We start from the raw sequence: 18,324 nt of genomic DNA, 5'->3' as shown, positions 1-18,324 counted from the left end.
TTAGATATGAACCTTCAGCAATTCCGCTTCGTGCGCGAGACCATACGCCGCAATTTCAACCTGACCGAAGCGGCGCGCTCGCTGTATACCTCGCAGCCAGGGGTGTCCAAGGCCATCATCGAATTCGAGGATGAGCTGGGCATCAAGATCTTTGAGCGGCACGGCAAGCGGATCAAGGGGCTGACCAAGCCCGGACTGGCCGTTGCCCAGGTCATCGAGCGCATCACGAGGGAAATCGACAACCTCAAAAAGGTCAGTGACGAGTTCGCTCACAAGGACGAAGGCGGACTGGTGATCGGCTGCACCCACGCGCAGGCCAGGTACGTGCTGCCGCGGGTCATTCCCGCATTCAAGGCGCGGTTTCCCAAGGTGAGGGTGTCGCTGGCCGAGGGCAGCCCGCCCAACCTGGCCAAGATGGTGCTGCACGAACAGGCGGATGTCGCCATCGCAACCGAAACGCTTGCGCTGACGCCCGGCCTGGCGGCGCTGCCCGTGTACTCGTGGGACCACACCATCGTGATCCGGCCGGATCATCCGCTGGCCGAACTGACTTCCAGCGAGGCCCGCAGGCTGACGCTGGAGCAACTGGCGCAATATCCCATCGTCACCTACGACAGGGCGTTCTCGGGGCGCTGCACTATCGACGAAGCCTTTGCCGCCAACGGCATCACGCCGGACATCGTGCTCGAGGCGCTGGACGCCGACGTGATCAAGACCTACGTCGATGTCGGCCTGGGCATCGGCATCATCGCGGGCATGGCGTTCGATCCCAGGCGCGATAAGGGGCTGGTCGGATTGCCGGTGGGCCATCTGTTCGGCACGCATATCACCAGGGTGGCGCTGAAGTCTGGCGTATTCCTGCGCGACTACGTCTATGTATTCCTGGAGATGCTGGCGCCCAGCCTGACCAGGGACGTGGTCGACGATGCGCTGGAGCGCACCCAGAAGCCCGATCACGCCTGAACCCGCGTGTCGGGATCCCTCCTTCTTGAATGCAGAGCGGCACGGTGTCGCGCCTGCCGTTCCCGCGTTTCTCCACCCTCGGCAGCAAAAAGACACATAAAAAGTCGTAATTTCTTCCGATATGCTATTGACTTTGATAATAGGAATTATTATCGTTAGCTATCCTCACAACCGGAGTCAATCGACATGTCGCAAATCGTCAGTGCCGTCGTGGTGGGAGCGGACCGGCTAGGCAATATCCCGGACCTGCTCAAAGGCCACAATATCTCTATCAAGCATCACATCAGCGGCCGGGATCCTTCGCACCAGAAGAAAACCCTGCAATTGCCCTCGGGCACGGACCTTCTGATCCTGCTGACGGACTTTCTCGGCCATAACGTCATGAAAACCTTCCGTGCGGCCGCGCAGCGCTCGGGAATCAAGGTGCTGGCCTGCCGGCGTTCCGTCTGCAGCATGAAGCAGGCGCTGACGCAAAGCGGCTACTGCGAAATCTGTCAGGAGCAGTGCCCGAAAAAGGGAAAGAACGATCTGAAGATCGTCAATTTCGTTGGAGGAAATGCAGGAAATCGCAAAGGCTACAAGGCGTACGCCAATTGACGATATTCCTGCGATCATGTTGAAAACGAAAACGGCTCCTTTCCAGGAGCCGTTTTCGTTGCCGGAGCCGCGCGGCGGCGCCTGGAGGGATCAGTCCTGGATCAGGGCGGCGATGTGCTCGGCTTCCAGGCGGCGGGCGCCGTTGTAGCGCTTTTTCCAGTAGGCGGTCTCGATGCTTTCGATGCGCACGACGGCGCCGGTGCGCGGAGCGTGCACGAACATGCTGTCGCCCAGGTAGATGCCTACATGAGAGAAGCGACGGCCGAGAGTATTGAAGAAGACCAGGTCGCCTTCCTTCAGTTCGGCGCGCTTGACAGATGTGCCGATGCCGGCCAGTTCGGCCGAGCGGCGGGGCAGCTTCAGGCCCAGGGATTTTTCCGCGGCATAGGCGACCAGGCCGCTGCAGTCGAAACCGGTGTTGGGCGTGTTGCCGCCATAGCGGTACTTGATGCCGAGATAGTCCAGCGCAGTGCTGGCCAGCGCCTTGCTGTCGGCGTTGTCGGTTTCGAGGAATGCGAGATTGCTGGTGCGCGGATATTTGTAGTTGCGTTCCAGGTAGGCGCCCAGCGGATCCGAGCGTATGTCGGACAGATGGCGGTCGCGGATGGCCTGCAGGGAGTTGCTGTCGGGGCTGGTGGTGGCGCAGCCCGTCAGGAACAGGGCGGCGGCAAGGCCCAGGATTGCGGGCAGGCGTGACCGGAGGGAGTGACTGGGCGGGTGGATGGCAATAGGCGCGGCGTGCTGGGGCGGCATGATCGGATGTTTTCGGGTTGGCAACGTGTCACGGGCGTTTGCCGACTGTTGATAACAGCCGACCACCGGGGCATGGCCTGACCCGGTGTGGATGACGTAAAAAAAGGAACTCTCCCGATTTTAACAGAGACTAACGTTTTGACAAGATGTCGGGTAAATGTGGCATGATTCGGAATCGGCCTGCGCTTTTGCGGGCTGTTTGTCATTCAAAGAGGGGGAAGTCTTTCATGAAAACAAAACCGGTCCTGAGCCTGTCCGATGCGCAGCGCATGCTGGAGGCGGCCAAGCGCCATGCCGAAACGAATAATCTGGCGGTTGCCATTGCCGTCGCTGATGACGGCGGCCATCTGCTGGGCCTGATCAGGCTGGACGGCGCCGCGCCTCTCACTTCCCACATTGCTCCGGCAAAGGCGCATGCCGCAGCGCTGGGCCGCAGGGAAACCAAGGGCTTCGAGGATATGATCAACCAGGGGCGCACGGCATTCGTCACCGCTCCGGCCATCCAGGGCATGCTCGAAGGCGGCGTTCCCGTCGTGGTCGACGGACAGGTCATCGGGGCCGTGGGCGTTTCGGGCGTCAAGCCCAATGAGGACGCGGAAGTCGCCCGCGCCGGCATTGCCGCCCTGGGCGCCTGATGCGGCACGGGTCCGGGCCTGACGACTCGGCGGAATCCGGCGCGGGCTTGAAGTCCGCCTTGCGGCCGGGCGTGTCGCGCCGGGAGGTCTGGGCCTGGGCCATGTATGACTTCGCCAATTCGGGCTATACCACGGTCATCCTGACCACGGTATTCAGTTCCTATTTCGTGGCGGTGGTGGCCGAGGGCAAGAGCTGGGCGACACTGGCATTCACTTTTGCGCTCTCGGTTTCCTATCTGCTGGTCATGCTGAGCATGCCGTGGCTCGGGGCGCGCGCCGATGCCGGGGCGGCGAAGCGACGCCTGCTGTTCACCAGCACGCTGGCCTGCGTCGGAGCCACGCTGCTGCTGTCGTTTACCGGACCGGGCGACATTGTCTGGGGCATGCTGCTTCTGGCTTTGTCCAACTATGCGTATTGCGTGGGGGAGTCCGTCATCGCCGCCTTCCTGCCGGAACTGGCACGGCCGCGGGCGCTGGGCCGCGTATCCGGCTGGGGCTGGGGTTTTGGCTATTTCGGCGGCATGCTGGCGCTGGGGCTGTCGCTATGGCTGGCCGTCAGGTCGGAGGCCCAGGGCATGCAGGCGTATGAGTTCGTCCCTCATATCGTCGTGCTGACCGCCGCGCTGTTCGCCCTGGCGGCCATCCCTTCCTTCCTGTTCCTGCGCGAGCGCAGCGTCGCCTCCGGGCGCAGGCCGGCGGGCATGCTGGCCCGCCTTGGAGAGGCCTGGCGCGAAACGCGGCTGCGCTTCCCCGATTTCCGGCTGCTGCTGCTTTGCGGCGCGCTCTACCATTCGGGCATTTCGGTCGTCATCACGCTTTCGGCGGTCTATGCCAGTCAGGCAATGGGCTTCACTATGGCCCAGACCATGATGCTCATCTTCACCGTGAACATCGCGGCGGCTGTCGGAGCCTTGCTGTTCGGCCATGCGCAGGATCGCATCGGACACAAGACGGCGCTGGGCGTCACCCTGGCGGGCTGGATCCTGATGGTCCTTCTGGCCTATGTCGCGACCGGGCCGAGGCTGTTCTGGGTGGCGGCGACCGTGGCCGGTCTCTGCATGGGAACCAGCCAGAGCGCGGGCAGGGCGATGGTCGGCGCGCTGGCGCCCGCCGACCGGCTGGCGGAGTTCTATTCTCTGTGGACATTCGCCACGCAACTGGCGGCGGTTGTCGGGCCGCTGAGCTATGGGCTCATCACCTGGGCGTCCGGCGGCAACCACAAGCTGGCGCTGCTGTGTACGGGGCTGTTTTTCGTGGCCGGCGGGCATGTGCTGCGGCGGCTGGATTTCACGCGCGGCGCGCAGGCGCGCCTGGCGGGCGGGCAGGAGGCAGGAAACGAGAGATGACGAAGCATTCGGGACTGGATCGCGTGGCGCTGGGGCTGCTGGTGGCCACGGTATTGATCTGGAGCAGCAACTGGGTCGTGATGAAGCAGATGGCGCACTACATCGGCCCGTTCACCCTGGTGGCGCTGCGCTATCTGCTCGCGTTCGTGCTGGTGGCGCCCATCACGCTGATGATGGGCCGGTCCATGCGCTTTCCGCCATTCTGGCTGACGGCAGGCGGCGCGCTGGCCCAGATGGCGGGGTTCCAGTGCCTGTCACAGTATGCGCTGATTTCCGGCGGGGCGGGCCATGTCGTCATGCTGGCCTACACCATGCCGTTCTGGGTCGGCCTGTTCGCCTGGCTGTTGCTGGGCGAAAAAATAACGGCCAGGTTCCTCTGCGGCCTGGCGGTCTGCGCCGTGGGGCTGCTGGCAATCATTGCGCCGTGGCAAGGGCTGGGGGGAATGGAAAGCTCGGTCGCCGCGCTGGCGTCCGGGTTCTGCTGGGGGCTGGGCGTGGTGATTTCCAAGCGCACGCTGCAGAAGCACAAGGTGGATGTCATGGGGCTGACTGCCTGGCAGATGCTGCTGGGCGGCCTGTTTTGCCTGCCGTTGATATGGATCTTCCCGCAGCAGGAAACCGTCTGGGCGCCGCAGCTTTATTTCGGGATGGCGTACATGACCATTATGGCCACGGCGGTCGGCTGGCTGTTGTGGATGAGCGTGGTGCAGCGCGTCAGCGCGAGCATCGCGGGCATGTCCAGCCTGCTGGTGCCTGCGCTGGTGCTGCTGCAGGCGTGGTTCTGGCTGGACGAGTTTCCTTCGTGGCTGGAGTGGGGCGGCATCGCCCTGATCATGGCCGGGCTGCTGGTTGTAACCATGCCCGTACGACAAGGCAAGGGCCGCGCGACCGTGAAAGCGTAGTGCGGCCCGGCCGGCGGTGATCACATGCCGTTGTAGACCGGGCCTTCTCCGCCTTGCGGCGCGATCCAGATGATGTTCTGCGTGGGATCCTTGATGTCGCAGGTCTTGCAGTGCACGCAATTCTGCGCATTGATCTGCAGGCAGTCTGAGCCGGTTTCATCCTTGACGAATTCGTAGACGCCGGCAGGGCAATACCGCGTCTCGGGGCCGCCGTATTGCGCCAGGTTGACCTTGACGGGGACGGAGGCGTCCTTCAGCGTCAGGTGCACGGGCTGGTCTTCTTCGTGGTTGGTATTCGAGATGAAGACCGAGCTCAGGCGGTCGAAGGTCAGCTTGCCGTCGGGCTTCGGGTAGTCGATGCGGGGGCATTCGGCGGCCGGCTGCAGGCTGGCATGGTCGGGCTTGTTGTGGCGCAGCGTCCAGGGCGCCTTGCCCTTGAACAGGGCCTGCTCGACAAAGGTCATTACCGTGCCGATGGTGCGTCCTTTCTTGAACCACTGCTTGAAGTTGCGCGACTTGTACAGTTCGTCGTGCAGCCAGGAGGTCTCGAAGGCCGACGTATAGGCGGTCAGTTCGTCGTGGCTGCGTTCGGCGGCCAATGCCTCGAAGGCAGCTTCCGCCGCCAGGCTGCCTGTCTTGATGGCCGCATGGCTTCCCTTGATGCGCGAGGCGTTCAGCGTGCCGGCTTCGCAGCCTACCAGCGCGCCGCCCGGGAAGGTCATCTTGGGCAGCGACAGCAGGCCGCCGGCGGTCAGCGCGCGCGCGCCGTAGGCGATGCGCTTTCCGCCCTGGAACGTGGTGCGGATGGCGGGGTGCGTCTTGTAGCGCTGGAATTCCTCGAATGGGGACAGCCAGGGGTTGGCGTAGTCCAGGCCGACGACCAGGCCGACCATGACCAGGTTGTCGTTCAGGTGGTACAGGAAGGAGCCTCCGTAGGTATCGGAATCCAGCGGCCATCCCGCGGTGTGCATGACCAGGCCAGGATGGGACTGGGCGGGATCGACTTCCCACAGCTCTTTGAGGCCGATGGCGTAGCTTTGCGGATTGCGCCCTTCGTCGAGGCGGTAGCGCGCAATGAGCTGGCGGCCCAGATGGCCGCGCGCGCCTTCGGCGAAGATGGTGTAGCGGGCGCGCAGCTCCATGCCGGGCTGATAGTGCGGAGTGTGCGTGCCATCGCGCGCCACGCCCATGTCGCCCGTGGCCACGCCCGCAACCGCGCCGTCTTCCGTGTACAGGACTTCGGCCGCGGCAAACCCGGGGAATATGTCCACGCCCAGGCTTTCCGCCTGTTCGCCCAGCCAGCGGGTCACGTCGCCCAGGCGGACGATGTAGTTGCCTTTGTTGTGGAAACAGGCGGGCAGCAGCCAGTTCGGGGTGCCGCGGGCGCCTTTCTCGGTCAGGAACAGGAAGCGGTCTTCGGAAACGGGCGTGTTCAGCGGCGCGCCTTTTTCCTTCCAGTCGGGGATCAGTTCATTCAGGGCGATGGGGTCCATGACCGCGCCGGAAAGGATGTGGGCGCCGATTTCCGCGCCTTTTTCCAGCACGCAAACACCGATGTCGCGATTGTTGTCCGCCGCCAGCTGCTTCAGGCGTATCGCACAGGAAAGCCCGGCCGGACCGCCGCCGACGATGACGACATCATATTCCATGGATTCGCGTTCTGACATGAATGAAATCCCCTTATCTTGCTCTGGTCATGTTTTATTGATGGACTGCGGGGGCGGCCGAAAGCCCGGCCTTGCCCCGGCAGGATATAACGAATAATTGTAATGGAGTCCGCTCTTCCGTGCCGCGCGGATCTGCGGATTGATGTGGATCAGACCGCAGCGCGGCTGCGCTGCGGGCCCGGGGAAAATTCCGTATGATTATCCTTGGCGCATGCCGGAGGAGCATGCATGCGGCCGACCAGAGACAGCAGCGATTCAAAAAAGGGTGATGTATGGATAAAGTCTATGCAAGCGCGGCCAGCGCGCTTGAGGGAGTGGTGGCCGACGGGCAGATGATCGGCGTGGGCGGGTTCGGGCTGTGCGGCATTCCGGAGGCATTGATCGCCGCCCTGCGCGATTCCGGCGTCCGCGATCTGACCTGCGTCAGCAACAATGCGGGCGTCGACGGCTTCGGCCTGGGCCTGCTGTTGCAGACGCGCCAGGTGCGCAAGATGATCTCCTCTTACGTCGGCGAAAACAAGGAATTCGAGCGCCAGTACCTGAGCGGAGAACTCGAGCTCGAATTCACTCCCCAGGGAACGCTGGCGGAAAAGCTGCGCGCCGGCGGCGCCGGCATTCCGGCGTTCTTCACGCGCACCGGCGTCGGCACGATCGTGGCCGAAGGCAAGGAAGTGCGGGAATTCGATGGCGAGACATACGTGCTGGAGCGTTCCCTGACGCCGGACGTATCGTTGGTCAAGGCTCATACCGCCGATCGCAGCGGTAACCTGATCTTCCGCAAGACGGCGCGCAACTTCAACCCGAACGTGGCGATGGCAGGCAAGGTCACGATCGTCGAGGTCGAGAATATCGTGGAGGTCGGCGAACTGGATCCCGATCAGATCCATCTGCCCGGCATCTATGTGCATCGCATCGTGCTGAATGCCTCGCCTGAAAAGCGCATCGAACAGCGCACCATCCGCAACGCCTGAGGAGACAAGAAACATGGCATGGAATCGTGACCAAATGGCCGCGCGCGCGGCGCGGGAACTGCAGGACGGCTTCTACGTCAACCTGGGGATCGGGCTGCCGACGCTGGTGGCCAATCATGTGCCGGCAGGCGTGGAGGTCTGGCTGCAGTCCGAAAACGGGCTGCTGGGCATCGGCCCTTTCCCGACCGAAGACGAAATCGATCCCGATCTCATCAATGCAGGCAAGCAGACCGTGACTACGCTGCCGGGCTCTTCTTTCTTCTCCTCGGCGGACTCGTTCGCCATGATCCGCGGCGGCAAGATCAACCTGGCCATCCTGGGCGCCATGCAGGTGTCCGAGAAGGGCGACCTCGCCAACTGGATGATTCCCGGCAAGATGGTCAAGGGCATGGGCGGCGCAATGGACCTGGTGGCCGGCGTGGGCAAGGTGGTGGTGCTGATGGAGCACGTGGCCAAAAAGAAGGACGGTACGGAAGACATCAAGCTGCTGCCGGAATGCACGCTGCCGCTGACCGGCATCGGCGTCGTGGACCTGATCATCACTGACCTGGGCGTGTTCGAGGTCGGCGAGAACGGGCTGAAGGTGCTGGAACTGGCCGATGGCGTATCGCTGGACGAGATCAAGGCCAAGACCGGGGCAAAGCTGGACGTATCCGCGGTTGCATGAGATGACATTGGCGGCGCAAGCGGTGGCGCGTATCGGGCGGTTGCGCGCCGCCATGAAAGAGGCCGGGCTGGACGCTTATGTCGTCCTGTCGGCCGATCCCCATCTGTCCGAATACCTGCCGGACCGATGGGCGTTCCGCGAGTGGCTTAGCGGCTTCGGCGGCTCGGCCGGCACATTGGTAGTGACGGCGTCATTCGCCGGGCTGTGGACCGACAGCCGCTACTGGGTGCAGGCCCAGGGTGACCTCGATGGCACGGGCATTGCGCTGATGCGCGCCGGCCATCCCGACGTTCCCGGCGTATCGGCCTGGCTGGCGCAGAATCTGCAGCGCGGGCAGACCGTGGGTGTCGACGGGCATACGCTGGCGCTGGCCACGCATGCGCAATGGCTGCAGGCGTTCGAGGCGCCGGGGCTGGCGCTGGATACGCGGCATGACCTCGCCGACGCCATCTGGCGGGACCGTCCGCCTGCCCCCCGCGCGCCGGTGGCCGAGCACCTGCCTCCCCATGCCTGCCGCACGCGCCGGGACAACCTGGCCGAGGTCAGGCAGGCCATGGCTGGACACGGCGCCGACTGGCACTGGTTGTCGGCGCTGGACGATATCGCATGGCTGCTGAACCTGCGCGGCAGCGACGTGGATTACAACCCGGTGTTCCTGGCGCATCTGCTGCTCGGGCGGGACGAGGCCCGACTGTTCATCGCGCAAGGCAAGCTGGATGCCGGGCTGTCCGGGCGACTGGCGCAGGATGGCGTCGTCGTGTGCGATTACGCCGATGCCGGTGCGGCGCTGGCCGCGCTCCCCCGGCCGTCCACCCTGCTGGTGGATCCCGCGAGAGTAACGCACGGGGCGCTGGAGGCGGGCGAAGGCTTGACGAGGGTCGAGGCCATCAATCCTTCGCAATTGCTGAAGTCGCGCAAGACGGAGCAGGAACTGCAGAACGTGCGCCAGGCCATGGAACAGGACGGCGCGGCCCTGTGCGAATTCTTCGCCTGGTTCGAGCAGGCGCAGCCGGCCGGCGGCATGACGGAGCTGGCGGTGGACGAGCACCTGACCGCGGCGCGCGCTCGGCGTCCGGGCTTCGTCTGCCCGAGCTTCGGCACGATCGCCGCGTTCAATGCCAATGCCGCCATGCCGCATTACCATGCGACGCCGGCCGCGCATGCGATGATCGAGGGCGACGGCCTGCTGCTGATCGATTCCGGCGGGCAGTACCTGGGCGGCACGACGGACATCACGCGCATGGTGGCCATCGGCCATCCGACGGACGAGCAGCGCAAGGACTGCGCCGCCGTGCTCAAGGGCATGATTGCGCTGTCCGGGCTGGTGTTCCCCGAGGGCATTTCGTCGGGCGCGCTCGATGCCGTTGCAAGAGCGCCGATCTGGGCGGCCGGGGCCGATTACGGCCATGGCACCGGACACGGCGTCGGTTATTTCATGAACGTGCACGAGGGGCCGCAGTCGATTTCGCACCGCTCGGCCAACCTGCCCAATACCGCCATGCGCGCGGGCATGATCACCTCCAACGAGCCCGGGCTCTATCGCGACGGGAAGTGGGGCGTGCGCATCGAAAACCTGGTGGCCGCGCGTGTCGAGCGGGAGACGGAGTTCGGCCAGTTCCTGGCCTTCGAGACGCTGACGCTGTGCCCGATCGACACGCGTTGTATCGAAACGTCATTGCTGACGGATGCGGAGCGCGCGTGGCTCAACGCCTATCATGCGGAAGTCAGGAAAAGGCTGGAACCGCTGCTCGAAGGAAATGCGCTGCGCTGGCTGTCGGAGCGCACAGCGCCGATCCGATGATCTATAATTCCAATTTCCCACTGGGCCCGCTAGCCACGGGCTTGCATCAATGACCAAGTACGTATTTGTGACCGGCGGGGTCGTATCCTCTCTCGGTAAAGGCATTGCGGCCGCTTCCCTGGCGGCCATTCTCGAATCCCGCGGCCTGCGCGTGACCATGCTGAAGCTGGATCCCTACATCAACGTGGATCCGGGCACCATGAGTCCCTTCCAGCACGGCGAGGTCTTCGTCACCGAGGACGGCGCGGAAACCGATCTCGATCTTGGCCACTACGAGCGCTTCGTCTCCACCCCCATGCGCAAGGTGAACAACTTCACCACGGGCCAGATCTACGAATCGGTCCTGCGCAAAGAACGCCGCGGTGACTACCTGGGCAAGACCGTCCAGGTCATTCCGCACATCACCAACGAGATCCAGGACTTCGTCGCGCGCGGCGCCAAGGCGGCGTGGGGCGAGCAGACCGACGTGGCCATCGTCGAGATCGGCGGCACCGTGGGCGATATCGAATCGCTGCCTTTCCTGGAGGCCGCGCGCCAGATGAGCCTGCGCCTGGGCCGCAACAATGCGGCGTTCGTGCACCTGACGCTGGTGCCATTCATCCCGTCCGCCGGCGAGCTCAAGACCAAGCCCACGCAGCACTCCGTGCAGAAGCTGCGCGAGATCGGCATCTATCCGACCGTGCTGCTGTGCCGCGCCGACCGTCCCATCCCCGACGACGAGCGCGCCAAGATCTCGATGTTCTCCAATGTGCCGCTGGATGCCGTCATTTCCGTCTGGGATGCCGACTCCATCTACAAGATTCCTTCCATGCTGCACAAACAGGGTGTCGACAGCCTGATCTGCGATGCGCTGAACCTGACGCCGCCGCCGGCTGATCTGGCGGTATGGGATCGCCTGGTGCATGCCATCGAGAACCCCAGGCACGAAGTGCGCATCGGCATGGTGGGCAAATATGTCGATCTTACCGAATCCTACAAATCGCTGACCGAGGCGCTGGTGCATGCCGGCATTCACACGAACTCCCGCGTCGTCGTCGAATACCTGGATTCCGAGGTGCTCGAGAAAGAAGGCACGGACGGCCTGAAGGGTCTGGACGCCATCCTGGTGCCTGGCGGCTTCGGCAAGCGCGGCACCGAAGGCAAGATCGCCGCCATCCGCTATGCCCGCGAAAACGGGGTGCCTTACCTGGGCATCTGCCTGGGCATGCAACTGGCCGTGGTCGAATTCGCCCGCCACGTGGCCGGGCTGGGCGGCGCCAACAGCACGGAATTCGATCCCTCCGCGCCGCATCCCGTGGTCGCCCTGATCAGCGAATGGCAGGACCGCGAAGGCAAGGTCGAACGCCGCGACGCCGATTCCGACCTGGGCGGCACCATGCGCAAGGGCGCGCAGCGCTGCCCGGTGACGCCGGGCACGCGCGCCTATTCCATCTACGGCAGCGAGGTCAACGAGCGCCATCGCCACCGCTACGAAGTGAACAATGTCTATGCCAAGCGCCTGGAAGACGCCGGCATGGTCATCAGCGCCCGCACGCCCACCGAAAACCTGCCGGAAATCATGGAGCTGCCCGATCACCCCTGGTTCATGGGCGTGCAGTTCCACCCTGAATTCACTTCCACGCCGCGCAACGGCCATCCGCTGTTCACCAGCTACATCAAGGCGGCGATCGAGGCCCAGGAAAAGGCGGCGAAGGCCGGCAAGGCCTGATCCGGAGACATGATGCCCGCCCGGGCGGCAGGGGCGGGCATCGTCCGGCGCAGCGCCTTCGAAGCAATGCAATACAAGGAGCATACTCATGCATCTATGCGGTTTTGAGGCGGGACTGGATCATCCGTTCTTCCTGATTGCAGGGCCTTGCGTGATCGAGTCCCGCCAGATGGCGTTCGATACCGCCGGCGTCCTGAAAGAGCTGACGGATGAACTGGGCATCCCCTTCATCTACAAGAGCTCCTTCGACAAGGCCAACCGCAGTTCGGGCGGCTCCTATCGCGGCCCGGGGCAGGACGAGGGACTGCAGATCCTGGCGGACGTGCGCAGCACGCTGAAGGTGCCTGTGCTTACCGACGTGCATACGGTCGAGCAGGTAGATGCCGTGGCGCAGGTCGTCGATGTGTTGCAGACTCCCGCCTTCCTGTGCCGCCAGACCGATTTCATCCATGCCTGCGCGGCCACGCTGAAGCCGGTCAACATCAAGAAAGGCCAGTTCCTCGCTCCGCACGACATGACGCAGGTGGTCGCCAAGGCGAAGGCCGCCGCCGTGCAGGCGGGCGGCGACGGCTCCAACATCATGGTGTGTGAGCGCGGCGCTTCGTTCGGCTACAACAACCTGGTGTCCGACATGCGTTCGCTGGCCATCATGCGCGAAACCGGATGTCCGGTGGTGTTCGACGCCACGCATTCGGTGCAGCTGCCGGGCGGGCAGGGGACCAGTTCCGGCGGGCAGCGCGAGTTCGTGCCGGTGCTGGCGCGCGCGGCGGTCGCCGTCGGCGTGGCGGGCCTGTTCATGGAAACCCATCCCGATCCGGCGCAGGCGCTCTCCGATGGGCCCAATGCGGTGCCGCTGCATGAAATGCGCAGGCTGTTGACATCGCTGCAGGCCATTGATCAGTGCGTGAAGCAGGGCGGCTGGGTATAAGCGGTTTTTTACTTTTTATTTCGTTACCGCGTACCGTCCATAACCTGGGCCGGCGCAGGTACAATCCCGGTTTATCGTCATGGATTTGGCGCTGTCGGGCGCCAGGCCCCGGCGGCTGAATCAGAGGCCGGAACCGATACGGAGGCAGCGCATTCCGGGCCGGTTTCGCGGGAAGACAACCATCCTTTCAGGCAGGACAACCAATATCATGAGTGCAATTGTAGATATCATCGGGCGTGAAATTCTGGATTCTCGCGGCAACCCCACAGTCGAGTGCGACGTGCTGCTGGAATCCGGCGCCATGGGCCGCGCATCGGTGCCTTCGGGCGCCTCTACCGGCACGCGCGAAGCCATCGAATTGCGCGATGGCGACAAATCGCGCTATCTGGGCAAGGGCGTGCTGCGCGCCGTCGAGAACCTGAATACGGAAATTTCCGAGGCGCTCAACGGCCTGGATGCGCAGGAGCAGACGTTCGTCGACCGCACCCTGATCGACCTGGACGGCACCGAAGACAAGAGCCGCCTGGGCGCCAATGCCATGCTGGCGGCCAGCATGGCCGTGGCCCGCGCCGCGGCTGATGACTGCGGCCTGTCCCTGTACCGCTATTTCGGCGGCAGCGGCCCCCTGCAGATGCCGGTTCCCATGATGAACGTGATCAATGGCGGCGCGCATGCCAACAATATGCTGGACCTGCAGGAATTCATGATCCTGCCGGTGGGAGCGAACAGCTTCCGCGAAGCCCTGCGCATCGGCGCCGAGATCTTCCATGCGCTGAAGAAGCGCATCCACGACCAGGGCATGTCCACGGCCGTGGGCGATGAAGGCGGCTTTGCGCCCAACCTGGCCAACCACGAAGCGGCCATCCAGTTGATTCTGCAGGCTATCGAGGATGCCGGCTACGAGGCCGGCTCGCAGGTCGCCCTGGGCCTGGATTGCGCCAGTTCCGAGTTCTACCGCGACGGCAAGTACCACCTGGCCGGAGAGGGCGGCATCAGCCTGAGCTCGGCCGACTTCGCCAACCTGCTGTCGGCATGGTGCGACAAGTATCCCATCATCTCCATCGAGGACGGCATGGCCGAGGACGACTGGGCCGGCTGGAAGATCCTGTCCGAACAGCTCGGCCGCAAGGTGCAACTGGTGGGCGACGACCTGTTCGTGACCAACACCAAGATCCTGAAGCGCGGCATCGACGAAGGCATCGCCAACTCCATCCTTATCAAGATCAACCAGATCGGCACCCTGACGGAAACCTTCGCCGCCATCGAGATGGCCAAGCGCGCCGGATATACCGCCGTCATTTCGCATCGTTCGGGCGAAACCGAAGACTCCACCATTGCCGACATCGCCGTGGCGACCAACGCGATGCAGATCAAGACAGGTTCCCTGTCGCGTTCGGACCGCATGGCGAAGTACAACCAGTTGCTGCGCATCGAAGAAGAACTGTCCGAAGTCGCGTCCTACCCCGGCCGCGATGCCTTCTACAATCTGCGGTAATCCCATTGTTGCGCCCGGTCCTTGCGGCCGGGCGCATGAGTACCGTTTCCCATGCGCCTGCTCTTCCTTGCTCTGACATTGCTGACGCTGATGCTCCAGTATCCGCTATGGTGGGGCAAGGGCGGCTGGTTGCGTGTGCGCGAACTGCAGGCGATGCAGGTGGCGCAGCAGGAAACCAACCAGGCCCTGATGGCGCGCAATGCCGCGCTGCAAGCCGAGGTGCAGGATCTGCGCTCCGGCACGCAGGCGCTGGAAGAACGCGCCCGGGGCGAAATGGGCATGCTGAAAGAAGGGGAAATCTTCGTCCAGTTCCTGGAGCCGGGCGAGCCGGAGCCGCAACTGCGGCCGGTGCAGCAGCCGCACAGGCGTCCCGGACGTTGACGATACAAAGATACGAAACCCATGCCGCATGAACGGCATCCGGCCGTCGGACGTCCATCATTCCAATATCCGAGAAAGCACCATGATCATCAAGCCCCGCGTACGCGGATTCATTTGTGTGACAGCGCATCCCGCGGGTTGCGAAGCCAATGTCAGGGAACAGATCGCCTATGTGCGCAAGCAGGGGGACGTTGCGGACCGCCCCAAGCGCGTGCTCGTGATCGGCGCCTCTACAGGCTACGGCCTGGCGGCCAGGATTACCGCCACTTTCGGCTGCGGCGCCGATACGCTGGGCGTGTTCTTCGAGCGGCCGGGCGAAGGAAGCAAGCCAGGCACGGCGGGCTGGTACAACAGCGCGGCCTTCACCAGGCTTGCCAATGAGGCGGGCCGCTATGCGGGCAATATCAATGGCGACGCTTTCTCCGATGCGGTGAAGGCGCGCACGATCGAGATGATCAAGGCCGACCTGGGACAGGTGGACCAGGTGGTCTACAGCCTGGCATCGCCCCGGCGCCTGCATCCGCACACAGGAGAGCTTTTCTCTTCCGTGCTCAAGCCCATCGGCCAGAGCATCAACCTGCGTGGGCTGGATACCGACAAGGAAATAATCCGCCACACCTTGCTGGAGCCGGCGACCGAGAAAGAAATCGCCGATACGGTTGCCGTCATGGGCGGCGAGGATTGGCAGATGTGGGTCGATGCCTTGCTGCAGGCCGGCGTGCTGGCGGAAGGGGCGACCACGACGGCTTTCACCTATATCGGGGACGAGATCACGCACGGTGTCTATTGGGACGGCACCATCGGTGCGGCCAAGAAGGATCTCGACCGCAAGGTGCTGGAAATCCGCGCCAGCCTGGCGAAGCTGGGCGGTGACGCGCGTGTTTCCGTGTTGAAGGCAGTGGTGACGCAGGCCAGCGCCGCGCTGCCCATCATGCCGCTGTACCTTTCGCTGCTGTTCAGGCTGATGAAGGAGCGGGGCACGCACGAGGGCTGCATCGAACAGGTATACGCGCTGTATCGCGACAGTCTTTGCAGCGATACGCCGATACTGGACGACGAGGGCAGGATGCGCGTGGACCAGTGCGAACTGGATCCCGCCATCCAGAAGCAGGTCGAAGCGCTGTGGGATACGATCGATACCGATAACTTCCGCGAAAAAACCGATTACATCGGCTACAAGACGGAATTCCTGCGTCTGTTCGGCTTCGCCATGGAAGGCGTGGACTATGATGCGGATGTGTCTGCCGAGGTAAGCATTCCCGGCCTGGTCCAGGTCTGATCGGCCGGCTTCGCGCGGGAGGCCTCGCTTCATGATAGCCCCAGCCTTGCCATGTGTCTCGCCGTTCTTGCGCTGAATACGCGCCCCGACCTGCCTCTGCTGATCGTCGCCAATCGCGACGAGTACCATGCGCGCCCCAGCGCCCCGGTTCGGCCCTGGGAGGATCCGCCGGGCATCTATGCCGGCAGGGATCTCGCCGCCGGCGGCACCTGGCTGGGCATCACGCGGCAGGGCCGCTACGGTCTTATCACCAACTACCGCGATCCGGCGCACGTCGTTCCCGACGCGCCCAGCCGCGGTGCGCTGGTGCTGGACTACCTTGCAGGCGGGGATGCGCCTCTCGATCATGCCCGGGCTGTGCTCGAGTCGGGAGGCCGCTACAACGGCTTCAATCTCATCGTCGGCGATGCCTCCACTTGCGCCCTTGCCGCCAACCGTTCCGGCGAGCCGGCCAGGCTGCTCGACTCCGGCCTGTACGGACTGTCCAATCGATTGCTGGACACGGCGTGGCCCAAGCTCTTGCGCCTGCGCCAGGAGGTCGGACACATGCTGCGGCAAGGCGGCCAGCCGGATGCGGGCGGGTTGCTGGACCTGCTGGCCGACCGCACGCCGGCCCCGGACGACGCCTTGCCCGACACAGGGGTGGGATTGGAGCGCGAACGCCTGCTGTCACCCATCTTCATCGCCGGCGAACACTATGGCACCCGTTGTTCCACTGTGATTGCCGTGCATGCGGACGGCAGGATTCGCATGAGCGAGAGGCGCTTCGGACCGGGCGGCGCGGTGGAGGGAGAAAGCCGCTGGGAGTTCCTGCGCGAGCGCTGATGAAAGAGGGCAGGGAGTCTGCGTAGCGGGCGAGATGTGAGGCCCTTTTTACCGCGGCCGCCCCAAGGTAAAAACGCCCCCTTGGGGATGAGCCCGGACACAGGACAGTCCTCTGCGGACTGTCCCGTGCCTGGCGAATCCGAGCGGCATGCAGGCCGCGAGGTGGAGCGCAAGCCGAAGGCGCAGCGTGGGGGCCCTTCTTCACATGCCTGTTTCGCACACGGGGAACTCATCCTCCCCGGGAAGAGGCTCGCCCGGCGGAGTGGATGGCTCCGTGCCGTGGCCGCCAGGCAATGGCGCCTGCTCATCCGGGAGGGGAGGCGTGGGGCTGGAACCGCCGGAATCCGGTCCGCCAGGAGTTGGGTCCGTAATCGCTTGCTGGGGTTGCAGGCACCAGCCGCCGGAACAGGAAAAGGCGGGCGGCTTAGCCTCGGCGGCCGGTGGCAGCTTTGCCGCGCCCATGACGACGCGTCCGTCCGGCAGCCCGGGCCACCGCAGCGGATGGGACTCCATGCCGAGCTGCAGGTAGCGCATCATGGGCAACAGGCCGTGGCGCATGGCCTCGTCGGCGTAGCCGCCGGTTTCCGAGCGGATGGATCGCAGCAGGACGGCGATGCCGGGCAGCAGGGGGCGGTGCAGGTAGGTCAGCCGCAGGCTGAGCGTGTTGGCCTGGTAGATGGTGGGGCCGTCCGGCGGGACAACGGGATTCAAACGATATTGTTCGTACTGGTAATCGTTGTCGATGGCCGGCATGCCCGTGCTCTTGGCAAGAGGCAGGTTCGGCGATCCATACTGGCGGAAGCTGCCCGCGTCCGGCTGCAGGATCTCGATGCGCCATGGCGGCCCGCCGGTTTGACTGCGATGCCGTTGCAGGCTCGCCTGAAGGCGGGCGGCGGCATTTGCGCCCGCGCCGGCATGCAAGGGACGCAGGCCTGTTTCAAAGGCTGCCGCAATGGCCTGTGGGCTGGCATGCTGCGTGCTGCCTGCGCGGGCGGCTTCCAGCAGGGCCAGGCTGACCGCCTGGCGGGTGAACAGCCACCAGGCGGTTTCCAGACCGCCGAGCCCCAGCAGGAAGACGAGAATGGCCATCGGCAGGAACTCGCTCATGGCGCCGCCCTGCTGCGGGCGGTACGGAGAACACGGGGCGTTGGATGGCGGCAGGGGCATGGCACGAGTATGCCGCCGAGCCGGGGCCGCGTCGATTGTGGAAACTGCGCAAGGACGGGAATATCCCCGGGAGCTTGTGTTTATCCCTGCCTGGAGGAAATGGCCGAGGGATCCCGGCCTGAAGATCGGGGTTTGCTTCTTGGCGGGGGGTGCCCCTATGTTCCTTGTCAAGGATTAGGGATAGGTTGAGGTTGATATAAAGCGCCATCGCGCAGCATGGCGAACAGGACATCACAACG

The 18,324-nt window shown here is 64.2% G+C and carries 17 protein-coding genes; 14 read left to right on the top strand and 3 right to left on the bottom strand.

All coding sequences use genetic code 11. The annotated features are described in order from the left end of the window. Window positions 1-6: 6 nt before the first annotated feature. Together EV686_RS17800 and EV686_RS17795 are read left to right on the top strand one after the other, a co-directional pair. Window positions 7-963, top strand: coding sequence for a CysB family HTH-type transcriptional regulator (locus tag EV686_RS17800; protein ID WP_132478310.1), 957 nt, complete (start codon window positions 7-9; stop codon window positions 961-963). Window positions 964-1,149: 186 nt separating this feature from the next. Beyond that, window positions 1,150-1,560, top strand: coding sequence for a DUF2325 domain-containing protein (locus tag EV686_RS17795; protein WP_243650948.1), 411 nt, complete (start codon window positions 1,150-1,152; stop codon window positions 1,558-1,560). Between the two features lie 90 nt (window positions 1,561-1,650). Here the strand turns inward: EV686_RS17795 and EV686_RS17790 are convergent, their stop codons facing one another. Beyond that, window positions 1,651-2,313 carry a C40 family peptidase gene (locus EV686_RS17790; RefSeq protein WP_132478309.1) on the bottom strand — a complete coding sequence of 221 codons (663 nt, stop codon included), beginning with the start codon at window positions 2,311-2,313 and terminating at the stop codon, window positions 1,651-1,653. Between the two features lie 227 nt (window positions 2,314-2,540). Here EV686_RS17790 and EV686_RS17785 point away from each other — a divergent pair, with 227 nt between their 5' ends. From EV686_RS17785 to EV686_RS17775, 3 genes are read left to right on the top strand one after another with little or no spacing between them, the layout of a single operon-like run. After that, window positions 2,541-2,948 (top strand): heme-binding protein, encoded by a 408-nt coding sequence (locus EV686_RS17785; RefSeq protein ID WP_132478308.1) that lies wholly within the window; start codon window positions 2,541-2,543, stop codon window positions 2,946-2,948. After that, window positions 2,948-4,294, top strand: coding sequence for an MFS transporter (locus EV686_RS17780; protein WP_132478307.1), 1,347 nt, complete (start codon window positions 2,948-2,950; stop codon window positions 4,292-4,294). The genes EV686_RS17785 and EV686_RS17780 overlap by 1 nt, the downstream gene beginning before the upstream one ends. Beyond that, window positions 4,291-5,196 (top strand): DMT family transporter, encoded by a 906-nt coding sequence (locus EV686_RS17775; RefSeq protein WP_132478306.1) that lies wholly within the window; start codon window positions 4,291-4,293, stop codon window positions 5,194-5,196. The genes EV686_RS17780 and EV686_RS17775 overlap by 4 nt, the downstream gene beginning before the upstream one ends. A 20-nt stretch (window positions 5,197-5,216) precedes the next feature. On the opposite strand, the gene EV686_RS17770 is transcribed toward EV686_RS17775, so the two are convergent. After that, entirely contained in the window at window positions 5,217-6,863 is a 1,647-nt protein-coding gene (locus EV686_RS17770) for an electron transfer flavoprotein-ubiquinone oxidoreductase (protein WP_165972679.1), read from the bottom strand. Window positions 6,864-7,135: 272 nt separating this feature from the next. Here EV686_RS17770 and EV686_RS17765 point away from each other — a divergent pair, with 272 nt between their 5' ends. The 9 genes from EV686_RS17765 (at window position 7,136) to EV686_RS17725 (ending at window position 16,918) form a co-directional block, all read left to right on the top strand. Beyond that, window positions 7,136-7,834 carry a CoA transferase subunit A gene (locus EV686_RS17765; RefSeq protein WP_132478305.1) on the top strand — a complete coding sequence of 233 codons (699 nt, stop codon included), beginning with the start codon at window positions 7,136-7,138 and terminating at the stop codon, window positions 7,832-7,834. Between the two features lie 13 nt (window positions 7,835-7,847). Beyond that, complete coding sequence (locus tag EV686_RS17760; protein WP_132478304.1) at window positions 7,848-8,501, top strand: 3-oxoacid CoA-transferase subunit B; 654 nt, start codon at window positions 7,848-7,850, stop codon at window positions 8,499-8,501. A gap of 7 nt (window positions 8,502-8,508) precedes the next feature. After that, a complete protein-coding gene (locus EV686_RS17755) occupies window positions 8,509-10,302 on the top strand; it encodes an aminopeptidase P family protein (protein ID WP_279389505.1) in 1,794 nt (597 codons plus the stop codon). 49 nt (window positions 10,303-10,351) lie between these two features. Next, complete coding sequence (locus EV686_RS17750; RefSeq protein WP_132478302.1) at window positions 10,352-12,010, top strand: CTP synthase; 1,659 nt, start codon at window positions 10,352-10,354, stop codon at window positions 12,008-12,010. Between the two features lie 88 nt (window positions 12,011-12,098). After that, window positions 12,099-12,938 (top strand): 3-deoxy-8-phosphooctulonate synthase, encoded by an 840-nt coding sequence (kdsA, locus tag EV686_RS17745; RefSeq protein ID WP_132478301.1) that lies wholly within the window; start codon window positions 12,099-12,101, stop codon window positions 12,936-12,938. A gap of 208 nt (window positions 12,939-13,146) precedes the next feature. Beyond that, entirely contained in the window at window positions 13,147-14,433 is a 1,287-nt protein-coding gene (gene eno, locus EV686_RS17740) for a phosphopyruvate hydratase (protein WP_132478300.1), read from the top strand. A 51-nt stretch (window positions 14,434-14,484) separates the two neighbouring features. After that, window positions 14,485-14,814, top strand: a complete 330-nt coding sequence (ftsB, locus tag EV686_RS17735) for a cell division protein FtsB (RefSeq protein ID WP_132478299.1) — start codon at window positions 14,485-14,487, stop codon at window positions 14,812-14,814. Window positions 14,815-14,896: 82 nt separating this feature from the next. Beyond that, window positions 14,897-16,093: an enoyl-ACP reductase FabV gene (fabV, locus tag EV686_RS17730; protein ID WP_132478298.1), complete on the top strand. Its 1,197-nt coding sequence runs from the start codon at window positions 14,897-14,899 to the stop codon at window positions 16,091-16,093. A 51-nt stretch (window positions 16,094-16,144) separates the two neighbouring features. Then, window positions 16,145-16,918 carry an NRDE family protein gene (locus EV686_RS17725; protein WP_132478297.1) on the top strand — a complete coding sequence of 258 codons (774 nt, stop codon included), beginning with the start codon at window positions 16,145-16,147 and terminating at the stop codon, window positions 16,916-16,918. Between the two features lie 201 nt (window positions 16,919-17,119). On the opposite strand, the gene EV686_RS17720 is transcribed toward EV686_RS17725, so the two are convergent. Next, window positions 17,120-18,025 (bottom strand): pilus assembly protein, encoded by a 906-nt coding sequence (locus EV686_RS17720; protein ID WP_132478296.1) that lies wholly within the window; start codon window positions 18,023-18,025, stop codon window positions 17,120-17,122. Between the last annotated feature and the right edge of the window lie 299 nt (window positions 18,026-18,324).

The organism is Paracandidimonas soli (assembly GCF_004342005.1).
In the GTDB taxonomy this organism is placed as follows: Bacteria; Pseudomonadota; Gammaproteobacteria; order Burkholderiales; family Burkholderiaceae_B; genus Paracandidimonas; species Paracandidimonas soli.
Note: the sequence above shows the minus strand (reverse complement) of the source record. Positions and strands in the feature narration are given on the sequence as shown.